This is a genomic window from Thalassovita autumnalis (assembly GCF_001458255.1).
GTDB lineage: Bacteria > Pseudomonadota > Alphaproteobacteria > Rhodobacterales > Rhodobacteraceae > Thalassobius > Thalassobius autumnalis.
The window spans coordinates 78,462-96,887 of the sequence record NZ_CYSB01000041.1; the positions used below are offsets into that span (position 1 = coordinate 78,462).

The 18,426-nt window shown below is 60.8% G+C and carries 17 protein-coding genes; 7 read left to right on the top strand and 10 right to left on the bottom strand.

The features are described 5' to 3' along the window. The first annotated feature begins 37 nt into the window (after positions 1 to 37). Positions 38 to 991, top strand: coding sequence for an ABC transporter ATP-binding protein (locus tag TL5118_RS18860; RefSeq protein ID WP_058242274.1), 954 nt, complete (start codon positions 38 to 40; stop codon positions 989 to 991). 2 nt (positions 992 to 993) lie between these two features. Here the strand turns inward: TL5118_RS18860 and TL5118_RS18865 are convergent, their stop codons facing one another. Beyond that, positions 994 to 1,692, bottom strand: coding sequence for an SDR family oxidoreductase (locus tag TL5118_RS18865; RefSeq protein ID WP_058242273.1), 699 nt, complete (start codon positions 1,690 to 1,692; stop codon positions 994 to 996). A gap of 109 nt (positions 1,693 to 1,801) precedes the next feature. On the opposite strand from TL5118_RS18865, the gene TL5118_RS18870 reads away from it, so the two are divergent. From TL5118_RS18870 to TL5118_RS18885, 4 genes are all read left to right on the top strand, one after another. Continuing rightward, positions 1,802 to 2,680 carry a LysR substrate-binding domain-containing protein gene (locus TL5118_RS18870; protein WP_058242272.1) on the top strand — a complete coding sequence of 293 codons (879 nt, stop codon included), beginning with the start codon at positions 1,802 to 1,804 and terminating at the stop codon, positions 2,678 to 2,680. A gap of 70 nt (positions 2,681 to 2,750) precedes the next feature. After that, positions 2,751 to 3,452, top strand: a complete 702-nt coding sequence (locus TL5118_RS18875) for a 2-dehydro-3-deoxygalactonokinase (RefSeq protein WP_058242271.1) — start codon at positions 2,751 to 2,753, stop codon at positions 3,450 to 3,452. A 36-nt stretch (positions 3,453 to 3,488) separates the two neighbouring features. Next, on the top strand, positions 3,489 to 4,490 hold the full coding sequence (deoC, locus tag TL5118_RS18880; RefSeq protein WP_370701694.1) for a deoxyribose-phosphate aldolase: 1,002 nt from the start codon (positions 3,489 to 3,491) through the stop codon (positions 4,488 to 4,490). A gap of 42 nt (positions 4,491 to 4,532) precedes the next feature. Then, complete coding sequence (locus TL5118_RS18885) at positions 4,533 to 6,878, top strand: aldehyde dehydrogenase family protein (RefSeq protein ID WP_058242270.1); 2,346 nt, start codon at positions 4,533 to 4,535, stop codon at positions 6,876 to 6,878. An 86-nt stretch (positions 6,879 to 6,964) separates the two neighbouring features. Here TL5118_RS18885 and TL5118_RS18890 read toward each other — a convergent pair whose 3' ends face one another. Further along, entirely contained in the window at positions 6,965 to 8,125 is a 1,161-nt protein-coding gene (locus TL5118_RS18890) for a helix-turn-helix domain-containing protein (RefSeq protein WP_242601826.1), read from the bottom strand. A gap of 358 nt (positions 8,126 to 8,483) precedes the next feature. Between TL5118_RS18890 and TL5118_RS18895 the strand changes: the two genes are divergently transcribed. Further along, positions 8,484 to 8,810, top strand: coding sequence for a hypothetical protein (locus tag TL5118_RS18895; protein ID WP_058242269.1), 327 nt, complete (start codon positions 8,484 to 8,486; stop codon positions 8,808 to 8,810). Between the two features lie 62 nt (positions 8,811 to 8,872). Here TL5118_RS18895 and TL5118_RS18900 read toward each other — a convergent pair whose 3' ends face one another. The 7 genes from TL5118_RS18900 to TL5118_RS18930 form a co-directional block, all read right to left on the bottom strand. Further along, positions 8,873 to 10,174: a M16 family metallopeptidase gene (locus TL5118_RS18900; RefSeq protein WP_058242268.1), complete on the bottom strand. Its 1,302-nt coding sequence runs from the start codon at positions 10,172 to 10,174 to the stop codon at positions 8,873 to 8,875. Between the two features lie 2 nt (positions 10,175 to 10,176). Then, a complete protein-coding gene (locus TL5118_RS18905) occupies positions 10,177 to 11,520 on the bottom strand; it encodes a M16 family metallopeptidase (RefSeq protein ID WP_058242267.1) in 1,344 nt (447 codons plus the stop codon). A 97-nt stretch (positions 11,521 to 11,617) separates the two neighbouring features. Next, entirely contained in the window at positions 11,618 to 12,139 is a 522-nt protein-coding gene (locus TL5118_RS18910; RefSeq protein WP_058242266.1) for a DUF3035 domain-containing protein, read from the bottom strand. Between the two features lie 52 nt (positions 12,140 to 12,191). After that, complete coding sequence (lspA, locus tag TL5118_RS18915; RefSeq protein ID WP_058242265.1) at positions 12,192 to 12,662, bottom strand: signal peptidase II; 471 nt, start codon at positions 12,660 to 12,662, stop codon at positions 12,192 to 12,194. Between the two features lie 128 nt (positions 12,663 to 12,790). After that, positions 12,791 to 14,380 (bottom strand): bifunctional phosphoribosylaminoimidazolecarboxamide formyltransferase/IMP cyclohydrolase, encoded by a 1,590-nt coding sequence (gene purH / locus TL5118_RS18920; RefSeq protein WP_058242264.1) that lies wholly within the window; start codon positions 14,378 to 14,380, stop codon positions 12,791 to 12,793. A gap of 22 nt (positions 14,381 to 14,402) precedes the next feature. Continuing rightward, positions 14,403 to 16,094, bottom strand: a complete 1,692-nt coding sequence (locus tag TL5118_RS18925; protein ID WP_058242495.1) for a heparinase II/III family protein — start codon at positions 16,092 to 16,094, stop codon at positions 14,403 to 14,405. 239 nt (positions 16,095 to 16,333) lie between these two features. Beyond that, on the bottom strand, positions 16,334 to 17,599 hold the full coding sequence (locus TL5118_RS18930) for an RsmB/NOP family class I SAM-dependent RNA methyltransferase (RefSeq protein WP_058242494.1): 1,266 nt from the start codon (positions 17,597 to 17,599) through the stop codon (positions 16,334 to 16,336). Positions 17,600 to 17,822: 223 nt separating this feature from the next. Here TL5118_RS18930 and TL5118_RS18935 point away from each other — a divergent pair, with 223 nt between their 5' ends. Then, positions 17,823 to 18,002, top strand: coding sequence for a DUF1674 domain-containing protein (locus TL5118_RS18935; protein WP_058242263.1), 180 nt, complete (start codon positions 17,823 to 17,825; stop codon positions 18,000 to 18,002). Between the two features lie 20 nt (positions 18,003 to 18,022). Here the strand turns inward: TL5118_RS18935 and TL5118_RS18940 are convergent, their stop codons facing one another. Next, positions 18,023 to 18,406: a hypothetical protein gene (locus TL5118_RS18940; RefSeq protein ID WP_058242262.1), complete on the bottom strand. Its 384-nt coding sequence runs from the start codon at positions 18,404 to 18,406 to the stop codon at positions 18,023 to 18,025. Positions 18,407 to 18,426: the final 20 nt, after the last annotated feature.

Consider the following 18,426-nt stretch of genomic DNA (forward strand, 5'->3'; position numbering starts at 1 on the left):
GTTATGAGCGATCACACCAGCAGGGGCAAGAGTGGCCATGACCGACAATGCGAATGGAACGGCGATTGAAAACGCAATCGAGATCCGGGGTCTAAAAAAGACCTATCGCGGCGGCAAAGGTGAACCCGAAAAACACGCGCTGAAAGGCATCGATCTTGATATCCCGCGTGGATCTGTGTTCGGGCTGCTGGGCCCAAATGGCGCCGGCAAATCGACGCTTATCAACATTCTGGCGGGTCTGGTCACCAAAACTTCAGGGCAGGTGAACATCTGGGGCTTTGATCAGGATGTGAACCCACGGCAGTCGCGGGCCTCCATCGGGGTGATGCCGCAGGAACTCAACATGGATCCGTTTTTCAGCCCGCGCGGCGCGCTGGAGGTGCAGGCGGGTCTTTACGGTGTGCCAAAGTCGGAACGCCGCAGCGATGAAATCCTGCGTCTGATCGGCCTGGAAGACAAAGCCGAAGCCTATGCGCGCACCCTGTCTGGCGGGATGAAGCGGCGCCTGCTGTTGGGCAAGGCCTTGGTGCATGCGCCGCATGTGCTGGTGCTGGATGAACCCACCGCCGGGGTTGATATCGAGTTGCGCCAGATGCTGTGGACCAATGTGCGCAAACTGAACGAACAGGGCATGACGATCATCCTCACCACCCACTACCTCGAAGAGGCTGAAGAAATGTGTGATGAGATCGCCATCATCAATCAGGGTGAGGTGGTCGCGCGTGACAGCAAGGTCAACCTGATGGGTCAGATGGATGCCAAGACGATGGTCATCCACCCCGAATCGCCCATCGCCACCCTGCCGGATGCGGCCGAAGTCAGCGCCCAAATGCGCCCCGACGGGGCATTGGCCCTGTCATATCACGCCAAACAAACCAGCGCCGAACAGGTTCTGGCCATCGCCCGCAGCGCCGGCATCCAGATCCGCGACCTGCGGATCGAAGAGGCGGATCTGGAAGATGTGTTCCTTGAGCTGACCAAAAGCCACTGAACTTAGACGGACCGGGTCAGCCCGCCATCGATGCGCCAGTTTTGACCGGTCACATAGGCCGCGGCGTCTGAGGCCAGATAAGACACCATCGCAGAGACCTCCGCCTGGGTGCCGTAACGCCCCATCGGGATGCGGGCACGGCGGTCTTCGGTTTCAGGCAGGCTGTCGATGAATCCCGGCAGAATGTTGTTCATCCGGATATTGTCAGCTGCGTATTTATCGGCAAACAGCTTGGTGAAACTGGCCAACCCGGCACGAAACACGCCCGAGGTCGGGAACAGCGGATCCGGCTCAAAGGCCGCAAAGGTCGAGATGTTGAGGATCGCGCCACCGCCCTGCGCCTGCATGATCGGGGTCACCAAACGGGTCGGGCGGATCACGTTCATCAGGTAATATTCCATCCCCTTGTGCCAATCCTCATCGCTGATCGACAAGAGATCGCCCTTGGGCCCGTGCCCGGCGGAGTTCACCACCACATCAATCCGGCCCCAGCGCGCCATGGTTTGATCCACCAATATCTGCAGCGCCTCGGGATCCAGATTTGATCCTGTCACCCCAACGCCACCCAGCTCCTCGGCCAGATCGGCGCCTTTGCCCGATGACGACAGGATCGCCACCTGAAATCCATCCGCATGCAAACGGCGCGCGGCATCTGCACCCATGCCACTGCCTGCGGCGATCAAGAGGGCTGTTTTGGTCATTTCCGGTCTCCTTCTATGCTTCAGGCAGCAGCATTCCTGATCCGTGCAGACTTGACCAACCATGTTTAAAGGCGCATGGCTGTAGGAAACCTCCTGCCTTGGATGCGATATGCAGATCCCAAACCTCAACAACCTACGGGCCTTTGAGGCCGCCGCGCGCCACCTGAACTTCCGTCTTGCCGCGGAGGAGTTGCTGGTCACCCAGGGCGCCGTGGCGCAACAAATCCGCCGGTTGGAACAGGATCTGGGCACCCAGCTGTTCCATCGGGAAGCCCGTGGCGTCAGCCTGACCGAAGCGGGCCGGCGCCTACAGCCCAATGCCAGTCAGGCGATTCAGCTGCTGCATCAGGGCCTGTTGCACCTGCGGGAGGGCGCGACTGTCACCCTGTCAGTGCCGCCCAGTTTTGCCACCAAATGGCTGCTGCCGCGCCTGCCTGATCTGGCCAAGGACCACCCGGCAATCACCCTCAACCTGCGGGCTGAGGAACGCGTCGCAGATCTGGCGCAGGGCATGGCGGATCTGGCAGTACGTCTGGGGCCACCACCGCAAGAACGCGGGCTGACCAGCATCGAACTGGCCCCCCTGCGACTGGTTGCGGTGGCCCAGACCGGGTTGTTTGACCCGCAAACAGAGTTGAGCGGGTTTTGTGACCTACCACTCATCCAGGATGGTCATCGCGATTGGCAACGCCTCATGAACGCAGCCGGGGTGGCGCATAGCGGGGCGATGTTGCAGGTGAACCAGACCGGGCTGGCACTGGATGCAGCATTGCAGGGTCAGGGCATCGCACTGGTGCCAGATCTGTACCTGCCCGAATTGCTGGCCGCGCGGTTGATTACCCCCCTGTGGCACGCTCCGCAGGATGATACAGACGTGACGGCATCCGGGTTCCATCTGGTCTGGTCCCCGCGTCATGATCGTGCTGAAATAGCAACCGTGCGAAACTGGCTGATGGACGTGGCCACTGGAACAGGCCGCGACCGGTGAAGCCCTTGCCGCAAAGCAGTTGACAGCGCAAACAATTGACCCTTTGGTCAAAAATTCATAAGAGCAAAACATGACGAAATTCGACTGGATCGGTGTGGTTGAAGACCACGGCAGCCGCCTCGCGTGGGGGTTTGTTGGCAACAGCGCTGAGGGCGAGGCCCCGGTGGGCGCTGATGCCGCGCGCCTGGTGACCTTTGGGGGCGCCGCCAGCCAGCCGGTCCCGGCCAAAATCACCGCCACTGCCCCGGGTGGCGCGCTGACCCAGACGCAACCGCTGGGCCTATTGCCAATAACCAGCCGTCTGGCGCTGGCCGGGCTGTGCCGGACCATCAAGGACTTTGACGGTGTGGCCTGTGTGGTCGACGGTGATCAAAGCCATTGGGTCCAGATCAGCGCGGATGAGGCGGTCAGCTTTCAAAGCTATCTGACCCCAACGCTGGCCCGCGGGTTAAACGCCGCCGAGGCCGCTACTGCCGATATCGACGCCCTGTCAGACACGCTGTCGCGCCCGGAACGGCTGGCAACACAGCTGTCCAGCGCGCAACTGGCCGAAGATCCCAGCGCCACAATCGGTCATCTCTTGGGGGCCGAACTGTCCGCCACGCGCCCCTACTGGCTGGGCCAGCGGGTGGCGCTGATTGCCGCCGGCCCCTTGGCCAAGGCCTATGCCGCTGCCTTCACCAGCCAGCACCTGATGGTGGAGCAACGTGATTTGCGCCAGCTGCAACAGCAGGGCATGATCGCTTTTAACAGCCAAGACGAAGCCGTCTGAGCCGACATGGACCAGACGCCCTTTCAACCGCAGTCCATGGAGGACAAGGTGACAACCGAAGTGAAAGAAAACACCGCGCAGCTGCCGCAGCTGCATGAGCCGCGCAACCCCGGCATGGAACTGGACCTTGATTGGGTCGCGCGCGTGCAGGCCAATACCTCGGCCATCGAACGCCGCTGCGCCACCCTGCCCGGCCGCCGTTCGGTCAAGAAGGACTATCAGGCGGCATGGCTCCTGAAGGCGATCACCTGCATCGACCTGACCACACTGGCCGGTGATGATACGGTGGGTCGTGTGGCGCGGCTTTGTGCCAAGGCCAAAACACCTGTGCGCTCCGAAATTCTGGCCGAACTGGGCGTTGAGGGCATCACCACCGGCGCGGTCTGCGTATATCACGACATGATCGAAAGCGCCGTGGCCAACCTAAAAGGCACCGGCATTCCTGTCGCGGCGGTTTCCACCGGTTTCCCGGCCGGCCTGTCGCCCTTCCACCTGCGCGTTGAAGAAATCCGCGAAAGCGTCAAAGCGGGGGCCGAGGAAATCGACATCGTGATATCCCGCCGCCACGTACTGAGCCAGAACTGGCAGGCCCTTTATGATGAGATGAAAGCCTTCCGTGAGGCCTGTGGTGACGCCCATGTGAAGGCCATTCTGGCGACCGGCGAACTGGGTTCGCTGCGCAATGTCGCGCGCGCCTCGCTGATCTGCATGATGGCCGGGGCGGATTTCATCAAGACCTCCACCGGTAAGGAAAGCGTCAACGCCACCCTGCCCGTCAGCCTGGTGATGATCCGCGCTATTCGCGACTACTACGACCGCACCGGCTACCGTGTTGGCTACAAGCCAGCAGGCGGCATTTCCAAAGCCAAAGATGCGATCACGTATCTGGCCCTCATCAAAGAGGAGCTGGGCGATCGCTGGCTGCAACCGGATCTGTTCCGTTTTGGCGCGTCGTCACTGCTGGGCGACATTGAACGCCAGCTGGAACATCACGTCACCGGCGCCTATTCGGCCAGCCACCGTCACGCAATGGGATAAGGGCGGCAGCTGCCCCCGGATCGTTACAGAAAGTCACGTACAATGACCGTTAAAGAGATCTTTGAAACCATGGACTATGGCCCCGCCCCCGAATCTGCCGCCGAAGCACTGGCATGGCTTGTTGATCAGGGTGACCGTTTTGGCCATTTCATCGACGGTGCCTTCACCACGCCCGGTGACGGCTTTGATAGCAAGAACCCCGCAACCGGTGAGACGCTGGCGACGCTCAGCCAGGCCACGCAGGACGACGTGGATGCCGCCGTTGCCGCCGCCCGCAAAGCACAGCCCAAATGGGCCAAGCTGGGCGGCCATGGTCGGGCCAAGCACCTCTATGCCATCGCCCGTCTGCTGCAGAAACATTCACGCCTGTTTGCCGTGCTGGAAACACTGGACAACGGCAAACCGATCCGCGAAAGCCGCGACATCGATATCCCGCTGGTGCAGCGCCATTTCTATCACCACGCAGGAATGGCCCAGTTGATGGAAGAGGAACTTCAGGGCCGCGAGGCGCTTGGCGTTTGTGGTCAGGTGATCCCGTGGAACTTCCCGCTCCTGATGCTGGCGTGGAAGGTGGCCCCGGCGCTGGCCATGGGCAACACCGTGGTGCTGAAACCTGCGGAATACACCTCGCTCACCGCGCTTTGCTTTGCTGACCTCTGCCGCAAGGCGGGTCTGCCCAAAGGTGTTGTGAACATCGTCACCGGCGACGGCGCCGTGGGTGAGATGATCACCACCCATGAAGACATCGACAAGGTGGCCTTCACCGGTTCCACCGCCGTGGGCCGCCACATCCGCCGCGCCACGGCCGGTCAGGGCAAGGGCCTGACGCTGGAGCTGGGCGGCAAGTCGCCCTACATCGTCTTTGACGACGCCGATATCGACAGCGCCATCGAAGGGCTGGTTGATGCGATCTGGTTCAACCAGGGTCAGGTCTGCTGTGCCGGGTCGCGCCTGTTGGTGCAGGAAGGCATCGCCGAGCAGTTCCACGCCAAGCTGAAGGCCCGCATGGACAAGCTGCGCGTTGGCAACCCAATGGACAAATGCATCGACATGGGCGCGCTGGCCGATCCGGTGCAGCTGGCGACGGTGACCAAAATGGTCGACGCCTGCGAAGGCGGTGAAATTTACCGCGCCGATGGTGGCATTCCGGCCAATGGCTGTTTCTACCCGCCGACTCTGATCTCGGGCCTCAGCCCGGCAGATCCGCTGATGCAGGAAGAGATCTTTGGTCCGGTGCTTGTCACCTCCACCTTCCGTACCCCGGCTGAGGTGGTCGATCTGGCCAATAACACCCGTTACGGCCTGGCAGCGACACTCTGGACGGAAAACGTGAACCTCGCGCTGGATATCGCGCCCAAGCTGGTCGCCGGTGTGGTCTGGATCAACGGCACCAACATGTTTGATGCCGCCGCTGGCTTTGGTGGCGTGCGCGAAAGCGGCTTTGGCCGTGAGGGTGGCTGGGAAGGCCTGGGCGCCTACACGAAACCCGCACGCAAGACCAAGGCGCTGAAGAAGGTGGAGCCCTTCACCGGCAGCGAAATCGCACCCGCTGGTGTGGATCGCACCGGTAAGCTGTATATCGGCGGCAAACAGGCCCGTCCTGATAGCGGTTATTCGCGCGACGTCTGGTCCAAAGCAGGCAAACATCTGGGCGAGGTTCCGATTGCCAACCGCAAGGACATCCGCAACGCGGTTGAGGCGGCGCGCGGCGCTAAAGGCTGGGGCAAAACCACCGGCCATCTGCGGGCACAGATCCTCTACTACATCGCCGAAAACCTCTCGGCCCGTGCCGATGAGTTTGCGCGTCGGATCAACGATCTGACCGGTGGCAAGGAGGGCGCGAAAGAGGTTGAAGCCTCGGTGCAGCGTCTGTTCACCTATGCCGCCTGGGCCGACAAATACGATGGGGCCGCCAAAGGTGTGCCGATCCGTGGTGTCGCTCTGTCGATGAAGGAACCCGTGGGTGTGATCGGTGCGCTGTGCGCCGATGAGGCACCGCTGTTGGGTCTGGTTTCGGCCATGGCCCCGGCCATTGCGATGGGCAACCGTGTGGTGCTGACCGCAAGCGAAGCCTTCCCGCTGGCGGCGCTGGATTTCTACCAGATCCTTGAAACCTCGGACGTACCGGGCGGCGTGGTCAACATCGTGACCGGCAGCCATGAAGAACTGGCAGACACCCTGGCCAAACACATGGATGTGGACGCGCTCTGGAGCTTCTCCTCCTCGGATGTTTCCGCGCTGATCGAACGCGAAAGCGCCGGCAACCTGAAACGCACCTGGGTCAACAACGGCCAAAGCCGTGACTGGATGGGCGCCGAGGGTCAGGGCAAAGAGTTCCTGGAAGCCGCAACCGAGGTGAAAACCATCTGGGTACCCTACGGCGAGTGATCCGCCGGGCCTTGCCCATTAGGAAAATCAAAACGGCAGGTCCTGACATAGGGCCTGCCGTTTTCGTTTCGCGATACCGCCGACACCTACTTGCGCAGATCAGACGGGGTTTTGCCGGTCTCACGCTTGAAAGCCTTGTAGAACGCCGAGCGGGAATTGAAGCCAACGTCATAGGCGATGACCAGGATCGTCTCGTCCGAGGTGGTCAATTGCTGGATGGCGTCCTTCACCCGCCAGCCGTTTACCAGGTCAAAGAAGCTTTTGTTCAACTGCGTGTTCAGCGCCTGTGACACGTAATGCGAATTGGCCCCAACGTGTTTTGCCAGATCCCACAGCGACAGGTTGGGATCACGGTAGAGCATATCCTGCGACATGGCCGCGTCGATCTTTTCGGCGATGCGTTGCGCGCGGGCGTCATCAAGGGCGGATTTTTCGTATTTGGGCTCAACTGGCGTTTCAGGCAGCGGGCGCTCATCCTGCATCTCTCTGACCAGCCCCGGGCGCTGCCGCAGGCCCCAGATGCCCAACACCCAAAACAGAGCCAGCAACGCCAGACTGTTCAGGACCAGCGCCTCTGCTTCGAAATCGGTTTCACCCAAGGCCCCGACGAAGATCGAAACGCTGTGCAGCACATTCAGCACCAGATAGAGCGCAGCCGACACTAGGATGGCCCAGATCCACGTGAGTTCCTTATTTTCAGTGCTGGCAAACACATCCTTCAGCCGCGCCTGATAGGCGATGAGACGGCGCACCGTCAGATAGGTGTAACTGGCAATCATGATCTTGAAGGACACATCCCCCACCAACACCAGAAGCGCCATCACCAGCAACCCGGGGATCCGAGGGTCATCCTCTGCTAGATCTGCCTCAATCAGATCGGCCGGGAAGAACAGCGCAGACCAAAAGCACAGTACAACGGCGATGATCGGCAGGATATGCCGGCGCAGCTTGGGGATCCGTATCAGATCCCCTTCGCTGGTCAGGCCGCGGACATAGAGCCAGAACAGAAACGGGCTGGCGACCTCAAGCCCGGCCAGCAACAGGCCAAGGCGGGCAACCCAAACCGGCATGCCCTGCACCTCTGACAGTTCCAGAACGCCTGTCGCCAGGGCTTTGAACAGCAAAATCAACGCAAGCGGCAGGTAGACCCCCGGGTCGCGCCGCCGCAAGAGCAGCAGGTTTGCGCAGAACAGACACACCGCAACGGTGGCAACATTCAAAGCCGTATCGACCGAGGCAAAATTCATTTTCAAACCCGTTTCCAGAGCCGCGCAAATAACCGCCATAGCGGATTGCCAGCATTTTCACTGCCGAGCAACTGTTGAGGCTGTTCTCATCGCACTGATTACCAGCCCCACACCGTTGTCCCCCTCCCAATAGCGTTTGTGTCTTTCAACGGTCGTCCACATCGACCGGAAAGGACATGCAAGAAAATTCAGCGCCGCAAATCACGGTCAAAAATGTCCTTCCCGATGGAAGGAGACGACATCAGAACGCCCCCCATGCTGTGTGTGGGCGCAGCCGGACCAGCAACCGAAGCGCGGGCATGATGCCCAGCGCAATTGTCTGGCTGACGGTCAAATGAGATACTTTATGAGGAACACCATGCCCCTTCGCACCATCCAGCTTCCCCTGATTGGCCTTATTGCGCTCGGCGGTCTTGTCGCTTGCGGTGAATCGAAAACCCAGCTTGCCGCGGCGAACTCTTACAGCTGCACCGAGCTTGCGCGTGAGATTGGAAAACGCGAACAACGCAAAACTTCCGCGCAGGTCGACGGTTTCGCAAATTCAATGGTTTCGATTTTCACCAGCGATAAGGAATTGCGCACCGCAGCGGATGTTGAAACCGGCGTCAACCTGATCGATGAAATCGATGCTGGCAAATCCCTGAACCAGCTACAGAAGATCTATGACGCCAAGGGCTGCGTTTAAGCATCAGAAGAGACGCGCACAGCCCTTAGCGGGCTGTGCGCCTTAGTCCCTTTTGGGGATCATCACTCCAGCCCAACGGGCTGACCAACGACGACAAAGGTCAGTGCCTCGGGATCCAGCAGGCGTTTGGCCACCCGGTTGATATCCTCCAGCGTGACAGCGTTAACCCGATCATTGCGGGTGGCGATATAGTCGATCGGCATGTTGTCCATCTGCATCGCCACCATGATGTTGGCGATTGAGGCATTGCTGTCAAAACGCAGCGGATAAGCACCGGTCAGATAGGTTTTGGCGTCCTGCAGCTCTTCTGCAGTCACGCCGTCCTCAGCCGCCTTGGCCCATTCATCACGAATGACCGAAACCGCCTGTGCCACCCGGTCATTGGCTGAGGCCACCGATCCCATCCACAGTTTTGCCTGATCCTTATCAGCAAGGAAAGAATAGACACCGTAGGTGAGGCCCCGCTTTTCGCGCACCTCCTCCATCAGGCGGCTTTCGAAGGACCCGCCACCAATGATCAGGTCCAGAATAAAGGCCGGGAAGAAATCAGGATCTTCGCGCTCAATCCCACCCTGGGCAAACAAGGCGACCGACTGCGGGGTTTCAAACTCCACCACCTCAGTGCCGCCGGGCAGGTTCAGACTCGCCGGGCCCGGCAATGGCACGGTGGCCTCAGGCAGGTCCGCCAGCAGGCTATCCAGCAGCGCCGACAGTTCATCGGCAGTGATGTCGCCAACCGCAGAGACATAGACCCGATCCCGGGTCAGGCTATTTTGATGTGCAGTGACCAGATCGTCCCGGCTGAGCGCCTCAACACTGTCCAGTGTACCCATCAAAGGCAGCGCATAGGGGTGATCGCCATAAAGCAGCTCTGACATCGCCTGACTGGCAATATCACGGGGCGATTTCAGGTCCGAACGAATCGCCGATAGGACCTGCCCCCGCACCCGTTCCACTGCATCCTCATCAAACCGCGGCGCCACAAGGGAACCGCGCAACAGCGCCAGCGCCTCATCCTGATTTTCGGTCAGAAAACGGGCCGAGACGGTCACCGCGTCATCGTAAACGTCATACTCAAAGGACGCCGCCAGCCCTTCAACCTCACGGGCGAAGCCACGGGCATCCAGATCCCCGGTGCCCTCCTCCAACAGACCAACCATCAGGTTGGTCGCACCCTTTTTGCCCGGTAGATCCAGTGCAGCGCCGCCTTTGAAGCGCAGTTCCAATGCAACAAAAGGGATCGAATGCTCTTCGACAAGCCATGCCTCAAACCCACCGGGGGAGGTCACGGGCTGAATATCCACCGCCGCGCGGGCCGGGGTGGTGACGATCAGGGTCAAAGCGATAAGACAGTAACGCAGCATGATCAGCCCTCCTCGGCCATCAGGTATCCGGTGACGGATGTTTTCGGGTTCAGCACCTTACGGGCGGCTGCCATGATATCTTCGGCAGTGACCGCCTGCAGGACATTTGGCCAGTCCTGCACATCCTGCACGGTCAGCCCCTGCGTCAGCGAACGGCCGTAGCGATTTGCCAGACCTTCGACATCATCACGCGCATAGATTTCCGAGGCACGGATCTGGGTTTTGATCCGCTCAAGATGTGCTTCATCCACCCCCTCTTCCAGAAACTCGACCAGCACCTGATCCATGGCCGCTTCTGCCTCTTCCAGGGAAACACCGGGGGTCGGGACCACGACCAGATCAAAAGTTGTCCGATCCAGCGAAGTGCCGCCGTAGAAGGCGCCGGAATAGACCGCCTGCTGGGTTTCAAACTGCAGTTTTTCGGCCATCACAGCGGTCTGACCACCACCCAAGACCTCGGACAGCATGCGCAACGCTGCCGCCTCAGCCTGATCACCGGAATTGCGTTCCGGCGCCAGATAGGAACGGCTGACATAGGGCTGCGCCACACGGGGGTCGACAAAGGTCATGCGGCGTGCGGCGGTTTGCGGCGGCTCCTGACTGCGCAGGCGTTCCGTCGGCAGATCCGGGTTTGCCGGGATCACGCCGTAGTATTTCTGCGCCAAAGCCTCGACCTGATCGGGTGTCACATCACCAGCGACAACCAGGATCGCGTTGTTGGGAGAATAGTATGTGCCGTAGTAGGAAAGCGCATCTTCCATGCTCAGCTCCTCCATCTCATGGCGCCAGCCGATGATCGGCACGCCATAACGATGGTTCAGATACTGCACGGCACGCTTTTGTTCGCGGAACAGGGCGGAGGCATTGTTTTCCACCCGCTGGTTCCGCTCTTCCAGGATCACGTCACGCTCAGTCGCGATATCTTCTTCGGTCAGACGGATATTGACCATACGGTCACTCTCCATCTTCATCATCAGCTCCAGCCGGTCCGCGGCAACACGCTGATAATAGCCGGTGTAATCATAACTAGTGAAGGCGTTGTCCGTGCCACCGTTCTTGGCCACTGTGGCGGAAAATTCACCCGGCTCCAGTGTCTCGGTTCCTTTGAACAGCAGGTGCTCCAGGAAATGGGCTACGCCCGATTGGCCCACGGGCTCATCCGCGGATCCGGCGCGGTACCACAGCATATGCACCACGACAGGGGCACGGTGGTCTTCGATCACCACAACCTCCAACCCGTTATCCAGGGTGAAATCGGTGACCAGATCGCTGGTGTTATGGTCGGCGGCCTGTAACGGCTGGCTGAAAGTCATCAGCGTGGCAAGAACGGCGGTGAAACGCTTCATGAGCATCCTCCTATAGATAACAGGAAGATACGCCGCTTGACGTACGCTTCAAGCAGGCATTACCAGATCTGACGCTGTCGTGAGCCGCCGTAAGCGGTTAGTTGCGCGGCGGGGAGGTTGGGGTCAGCACGCCAAACTGGCGCCACTTCTTCGCCTCGACACTGGGGTTCAGCGTGAACTTGCGATAGGCGCGGGCGTAGCGGTCAACCTTCACAAGCTTCAGCTTGGTGAAGCGCGAACTGAAGCGGCGGAACTCTTCATCCTCTGCGGCCAGTACCTGCCGGATATCACCGCTGACACCGTTGCGGCTGACATGAGACACCAGCGCTGCATCACTGGAGGGAATGCCATCCGTCATCGCCAGCGCCGAACCACGGCCACCGAGGGCTTCGACGCCATCAGCCAAAGGGTTCTGGTCTGTCAGGTTGCTGCCACCCGGGGTAGGGGTGGGCAGAGAGGCGTAATCAGCAGGTTGCTGCAGGTCCTTGCCGGGCAGGACCATAAACTCATCCGGTCCCCCGGAGAAGGAGCGCAGATCGCGCAAGCCAATATCCCGGTCCTGACCCGAACATGCCGAAACGGCCAGCACGGCCATCATCAATACCAATGCACGCGGCATTGCCACCCTCCTGCAAATACTGAAACCGTCTTAACGGATCAAACCGGCCCCGTCACGTGGCCTTTTGCGGTCCCCCCCACAGAACCAGCCCAAAAGCGCCGATGAAAATGGTGATATCAGCAACATTGAACGCATAGGGGTTGGAAATCCCGCAGCAGGTCATGTTGAGGAAATCCGCCACCGCGCCGTAAAGGAACCGGTCCACCACATTGCCCAAGGCGCCACCGATCAGCAAACCGGCAGAAATCAGCCCCAACCGGCCCGGGCGGTCCTTATGCACCCAAAACAGCACCGCTGCACAGATCACAAAGGCCATGCCGATGAGGAACCAGCGCGCCACATCACCGTTGTCAGCAAAAAGGCCAAAGTTGATGCCGGTGTTCCAGGCCATGCGCAGATTGATGAAGGGTGGCAGCACGTCAATTTCACCGCGCACCCGCAGGTCAAGGAAATGCACCACGAAATACTTGCTGGCCTGATCCAACAAGAACGTCCAAAACCCCGCCCAAAATACGGTTGTCATCTGCTTATCCTCAACTGGGGGCCGCTTTTCCGGGCCCTCTCATCGTTTGCCTGTTTCCGGCAAGTGTATCACAAACCAGCCGGAAACAAGCATTTTTTCAAATCAGCGCCCGCAGGCGCGATCACACATTAGTGACGGAAGTGGCGCATGCCGGTCATCACCATCGCCAGACCCGCCTCATCCGCGGCGGCGATCACCTCATCGTCGCGCATCGAACCACCGGGCTGGATCACGCAGGACGCGCCAGCAGCCGCGGCTTCCAGCAGGCCATCAGCGAAGGGGAAGAAGGCGTCAGACGCCACAGCCGAACCTTTGGTCAGCGGTTCAGACAGGCCCATCGCCTCGGCCATACGCTCGGCCTTTTTGGCAGCGATCAAAGCGCTGTCGAGGCGGCTCATCTGGCCGGCGCCCACGCCAACGGTCGCGCCGTCTTTGACGTAGACGATGGCGTTGGATTTAACGTGTTTCGCCACTTTCCAAGCGAAGAGCAAATCGCGCATCTGGTCTTCGGTGGGGGCAACTTTGGTCACCACCTTCAGATCGTCCATACCGATGAAACCATTGTCACGGTCCTGCACCAGCATGCCGCCCGAAACCTGACGGTAGGCCAGGCCTTTGTCCAAAGTGTTAGCCAGCGCAGGCGTGGTCAGCAAACGCAGGTTCTTCTTCTTGGCAAAGATCTCACGCGCGGCATCATCAGCACCGGGGGCAATGACAACTTCGGTGAAGATCTCGGTGATCTTGGTGGCGGTGGCCGCATCCAACGGCTGGTTCAGCGCAACGATGCCGCCAAAGGCAGAGGTGCGGTCACAATCAAATGCCTTCTCATAGGCTTCTTCCAGCGAGGTACCGCGCGCAACACCACAGGGGTTGGCGTGTTTAATGATTGCACAGGCCGGACCATCGGTCGGCAAGAACTCAGACACCAGCTCAAAGGCAGCGTCGGTGTCGTTGATGTTGTTGTAGGACAGCTCTTTGCCCTGATGCTGTTCTGCCGCGGCCACACCCGGACGGCCCGAGCCGTCGCTGTAAAACGCTGCACCCTGGTGGCTGTTTTCGCCGTAGCGCAGACCCTGCACATAGGTGCCAGCAAAGACACGGCGGCGCGGGGTTTCTTCGCCAATTGCGCTGGCCATCCAGGTCGAGACAGCCGCGTCATAGGCACCGGTGCGGGCATAGGCGATCTGGGCAAACTTCTGACGGAAGGCATAGGTGGTGCCCCCCTCGTTGGCGTCCAGCTCGGCGATCAGGGCGTCATAATCTTCGACATCCACAACCGTGGTGACAAAGGAATGGTTCTTGGCCGCAGCGCGGATCATTGCGGGGCCACCGATGTCGATGTTTTCGATCATCTCATCATAGTCCGCACCGCGGGCCAGCGCGGCCTCAAACGGGTAGAGGTTCACCACCAAGAGATCAATTGCGCCAATGCCATGTTCGTCCATCGCGGCGACATGGGCGTCATTGTCACGCAGCGCCAGCAGGCCACCGTGGACCTTGGGGTGCAGCGTCTTCACCCGCCCATCCATCATTTCAGGGAAGCCGGTCACATCGGCAACATCCGTCACCTCGATCCCTGCGTCGCGGATCGCTTTGGCGGAACCGCCGGTGGACAGCAGCTCAACGCCGCGCGCGTTCAGGGACTGGGCCAGGTCGATGAGACCGGTCTTGTCGGATACGGAAATAAGCGCACGGCGAATGGCAGTGGGATTGGTCATGGGAGGGTAGCTCTCTGCTTGTTCAGGTCAGGTCCAGCTCTTCCCGGTTCAAGTCGCGTATGCTGATCGGCGTTTCCTGTGCCTTGGCAAGCGACCACCGGATGCGCGTCGCATAATCCATTGCGCGCCCGGATAAAACGATTTGTTTGGTCGCACGCGGCTTTAAACGGCCTTTTTCCAGATAAACCGACGGTTCCAGCGTCATTTTCAGGCTGCCATCATGGCGAAACACCCAAAGCTCCCCGCTTTTCAGCGCCAATGAGATGGCGCTGCCGCCCATATCGATGGTCGCATCCACCTCAGGGTGCAGATGGAATCGCACCTGAAAGGGAATGCCCTGCAGGCTGACCTTATCCATCTTCTTGTCGAAACGCTGCTTGTCAGCGCCTTCCAGCGCCACCAACAGATCCTCACCCGCCATGCCGCGCCCGTCAAAAGTCAGCTCCAGCGTGCGGGCATGGGTCAGACCGTGGGTGCGGCCATAGCCATCATGCCCGCCCTCAAACCGGATCCCGTCGGGCGCTTGGCTCATCTGCACCGGCACCCGCGATGGAATGGCCGCCAGCAGTTCCTGCCGGCCGACACGCGGGGCCAGACGGGAGGATGAATAGCCTTCGATCGACAGGGTGGAATGGCTGGGGGTGGCACGGCCCGCGCGCCGCCAGTCGGTGCCAAACACCGCACCTGATCCACAGTTCACCACCACGGGCCGGCGGCCCGATGTCAGCTCCAGCGCCAGGGTTGAGGCATGACCGTTGCCCGAGGCCTTGCCGGCAGGCGGTGGCGCCGCATCCACAATGACCGAGGTGCGCCCGGCGCTGAGGCGCGCATACCCCATCGACAGGCCATCTGGCGTGCGATCCTTCACCCCAGACGCCGCCAACGCCGCGTCCAGACGTCCCTCCAACCCGCGACCACCGCCGTGGAACCGGGCCAAGCCGCCATCTGCGTGTCGCAAGGTGCGCAGGGTTGGCGCAATCCGGTCAATGGCAGCGGCATGATCGGCATGCACCGCATGCCCGGCCTCATGCAGGGCAGCGGCAGCCCAGGTCAGCAGGGTAAACACTTCAAGCAACTCATCGGGATTGCGGGTTGGGATACCGCCCTGCTCATCCACCTGCGCGGCGCATTCCTTGGCCAGCGCCTTCACCGCCGGATCAACATGCTGATCCATCCCCTGCAATGACAACCCGGCATAAAGCAGCCCGGTCAGCGCCTCAAACCGGGGCAGGCCCGGCGTGGTCTTGTGCCAGCGCCGACTGAGGAAAATCGCCTGATGCGCCAGCGAACGGTAAAAGGCTTCAGAGGCCTCAGCATCCTGCGAGCGCAGGACAAACAGCGCGTGATGGATCCAGCGAATGATCCGCCGTCCGGTCAGATCCGGCGTCCACCCGGGGCCGATCCCTTTGCCATAGATATCGATCCAGGCCCACAGCCACTCAGACGCCAATTCACGGGTACGCGGATCACCAACAGCGGCCAGATCATCCAGCCAGACAAAGCCGTGAATGTCCTCTTCCCACATCTGATCCGGCGCTGGAATGTCCCAGATTTTGGTGCCCTTGGCCTCAATCAGGTGACCGGCAAAAAGGTAGTTCCCGGCCAGCAATTGCCGGCCCCTTGCAAAGGTCCCGATGGTGCGTGGTTCAGGTTGGCTGACGAATCCGGTGGCGGGCCGCGCCATACCGGCCCAGCGCGCATGCATCTGATGCATCCAGCGCGTATAGCGCGCCATCATTCCTTCACGGGGCGGCTTGGCGGCCCCTGATGCTGTCCCGTTGGACATTCAATATCTGCCTCTTGCGCGGTTAAGCCGCGAATTTTCACCGCAACTTTACCCTGCGAATTTTTCACAAGGATAGCGCGCAAAGGGGCAAGCTGTCACCGCTGAATTCCACGGTGGCTGCACATCGGCAAAGACGGGCCATAGCGGGGCTACAGCCCTAACAGAGCTTAGGATTTACGGCGCAGGCAGGCCATGTAGAAGCCATCCATGCCGCCCATGTCACCCCAATAGTCAGGGCGCAAGCGCAGGCCGCCTTCCTCAGTGATCCAGCTGGGATCGATGCCCGGCAGGTCCAGCGATTCGCGGTCAACCTCCCATTCAGGATTGCGTTCCAACGCCTCTTCGATCTGGCATTCACCCTCATCCGGCAGCAGGGAACAGGTGCAAAACACCAGCCGCCCGCCGGGTTTCACCAGGGACAGAGCGTGATCGATCATCTGCACCTGCAGGTCGATCAGCCCACCAAATTCGGACCCGTCTTTGGCCAGCGGCAGGTCAGGGTGGCGGCGGATGGTGCCGGTGGCGGAGCAGGGCGCATCCAGCAGGATGGCATCATACTGGCCTTGATGTTCCAGCGCGTCGCCAGTGACAATGTTGGCTGTCAGACCCGTACGGCCGAGGTTTTCAGAGACACGCGCCATGCGCGATTCCGACAGATCCAGCGCGGTCACATCCGCGCCCGCTGCGGCCATCTGCATGGTTTTGCCGCCCGGGGCAGCGCACATGTCCAGAACGGTTTCGCCCTTCTGCACGTTCAGCATCTTTGCCGGCAGGGCGGCGGCAGCATCCTGTACCCACCAATCGCCCGCCTCGTAGCCCGGCAGCGCCGACACCTGACCGGGGTTTTCCAACCGCACCGATCCTGTGGGCAGCAGCGTGCCCCCTGTTGCCTCAGCCAAGGCCGCAACATCGCCTTTGGCGGTCAGGTCCAGCGGAGCGCCTGCTAGATGCGCACGCTCCATACCGTTCACCGCCTCAGCGTCATAGGCCATCACCAAAGGATCGCGCAGCCAGCGCGGCAGGCGCGGCACCCGCAGCTTGGCCCATTCGGCCTCACCTTCGCCGGCCACCTTGCGCAGCACCGCGTTGACCAGACCTTTCAGGCCCACAGTTCGTTTGTTCGCTGCGGTCAGCGCCACCGCTTCATTCACCACGCCGTGCGCATCACCACCGGTGCATAGCTCCACGGCACCAATCCGCAGGATATTCTGCACCCTGAGAGGCGGTGCCTTGCGCAGATGTTTCTTCAACACGCGATCCGCCCGTTCCAGATTGCGCAGCACCTCCAGCGTCAGACGCTGGGCGCGGGCGCGATCTGCGGGCTCCAGCCGGTCCAGCGCACCCTGCCCCAACAGTTCGGACAACAACCGCCCTTCGCCAAGGATCTGCGTCAGCAGGTAGAGCGCCGCCCCCCGCGGCGTCAGCTTGCCCATTGGCCGCTCAGGTGCATCCCCCTGCGGTTTGTCACCTGCACGTTGCTGCGGCTTGCCGTGTGGACGGCCCTGAGGGCGGCCTTGCGGTTTGCGCGATTTGCCCTGAGGCTTACCGGAGCGGCGGTTTTGGTCGGGTTTGGGCATATGTTGATCCTTCGGCCTCTTTGCCTTGGCGCGTGAGGGGCGTATATCAGCGCTATAGTTCCTTAGAAAGGACACATGAATGAGCGAGATTGAGAAAAAACTGCCCCCCGCCGCCCAGCGCGCGCTGGCTGAGGCAGAAGCACGTCGCAAGAAGGCCGAAGCCGAGGCACCACTACCCAAGGAGCTGGGTGGCCGCGACGGGCCGGAACCCGTCCGCTATGGCGATTGGGAAAAGAAAGGCATCGCGGTCGATTTCTGACCGCCGCCTGCCCTCAGGGTTTAATCCGCTTTGATGCTATAGCGCTGACGTTCACCGCGACCTTTGTCCGGCACAATGTACAGCGTTGCACCGCTGGAGCGCACCACGCCGCAGAACTCACCCTGATCAATGGTGCCGTGGAAAATCCGCGTACAAAGCTGGCCGTCTTTCCAGTGCCAGTTGCCCAGCAGCGGCCGGCCCCAGACCCGGCCTTTGACCTGCCCCAGATCATCAAACCGCATCCAGAGGCCAGACTGGCTGATATATTTGCCCCGCATCTGCTGCAGGAAATCCGTGCGGTCCTTCATGGTAAAGAACCCCTCAGCCTGCGCGGGTTGCAGCGGTGGCATCACAAGGGTCGCAAGGGCGGAGAAGGACAGCAGGAAAATAGCAGTGCGCAGCATGGGTCAGCCGTGGTTGATCT

Coding starts and splice junctions, on each gene's coding strand:
- TL5118_RS18890 (WP_242601826.1), bottom strand. CDS start 8,125: ATGAATTTTGCCTCGGTCGATACGGCTTTGAATGTTGCCACCGTTGCG.
- TL5118_RS18865 (WP_058242273.1), bottom strand. CDS start 1,692: ATGACCAAAACAGCCCTCTTGATCGCCGCAGGCAGTGGCATGGGTGCA.
- TL5118_RS18925 (WP_058242495.1), bottom strand. CDS start 16,094: ATGCATCAGATGCATGCGCGCTGGGCCGGTATGGCGCGGCCCGCCACC.
- TL5118_RS18875 (WP_058242271.1), top strand. CDS start 2,751: ATGACGAAATTCGACTGGATCGGTGTGGTTGAAGACCACGGCAGCCGC.
- deoC (WP_370701694.1), top strand. CDS start 3,489: ATGGAGGACAAGGTGACAACCGAAGTGAAAGAAAACACCGCGCAGCTG.
- TL5118_RS18900 (WP_058242268.1), bottom strand. CDS start 10,174: ATGCTGCGTTACTGTCTTATCGCTTTGACCCTGATCGTCACCACCCCG.
- TL5118_RS18870 (WP_058242272.1), top strand. CDS start 1,802: ATGCAGATCCCAAACCTCAACAACCTACGGGCCTTTGAGGCCGCCGCG.
- TL5118_RS18905 (WP_058242267.1), bottom strand. CDS start 11,520: ATGAAGCGTTTCACCGCCGTTCTTGCCACGCTGATGACTTTCAGCCAG.
- purH (WP_058242264.1), bottom strand. CDS start 14,380: ATGACCAATCCCACTGCCATTCGCCGTGCGCTTATTTCCGTATCCGAC.
- TL5118_RS18930 (WP_058242494.1), bottom strand. CDS start 17,599: ATGGGCAAGCTGACGCCGCGGGGGGCGGCGCTCTACCTGCTGACGCAG.
- lspA (WP_058242265.1), bottom strand. CDS start 12,662: ATGACAACCGTATTTTGGGCGGGGTTTTGGACGTTCTTGTTGGATCAG.
- TL5118_RS18940 (WP_058242262.1), bottom strand. CDS start 18,406: ATGCTGCGCACTGCTATTTTCCTGCTGTCCTTCTCCGCCCTTGCGACC.
- TL5118_RS18895 (WP_058242269.1), top strand. CDS start 8,484: ATGCCCCTTCGCACCATCCAGCTTCCCCTGATTGGCCTTATTGCGCTC.
- TL5118_RS18860 (WP_058242274.1), top strand. CDS start 38: ATGACCGACAATGCGAATGGAACGGCGATTGAAAACGCAATCGAGATC.
- TL5118_RS18910 (WP_058242266.1), bottom strand. CDS start 12,139: ATGCCGCGTGCATTGGTATTGATGATGGCCGTGCTGGCCGTTTCGGCA.
- TL5118_RS18935 (WP_058242263.1), top strand. CDS start 17,823: ATGAGCGAGATTGAGAAAAAACTGCCCCCCGCCGCCCAGCGCGCGCTG.
- TL5118_RS18885 (WP_058242270.1), top strand. CDS start 4,533: ATGACCGTTAAAGAGATCTTTGAAACCATGGACTATGGCCCCGCCCCC.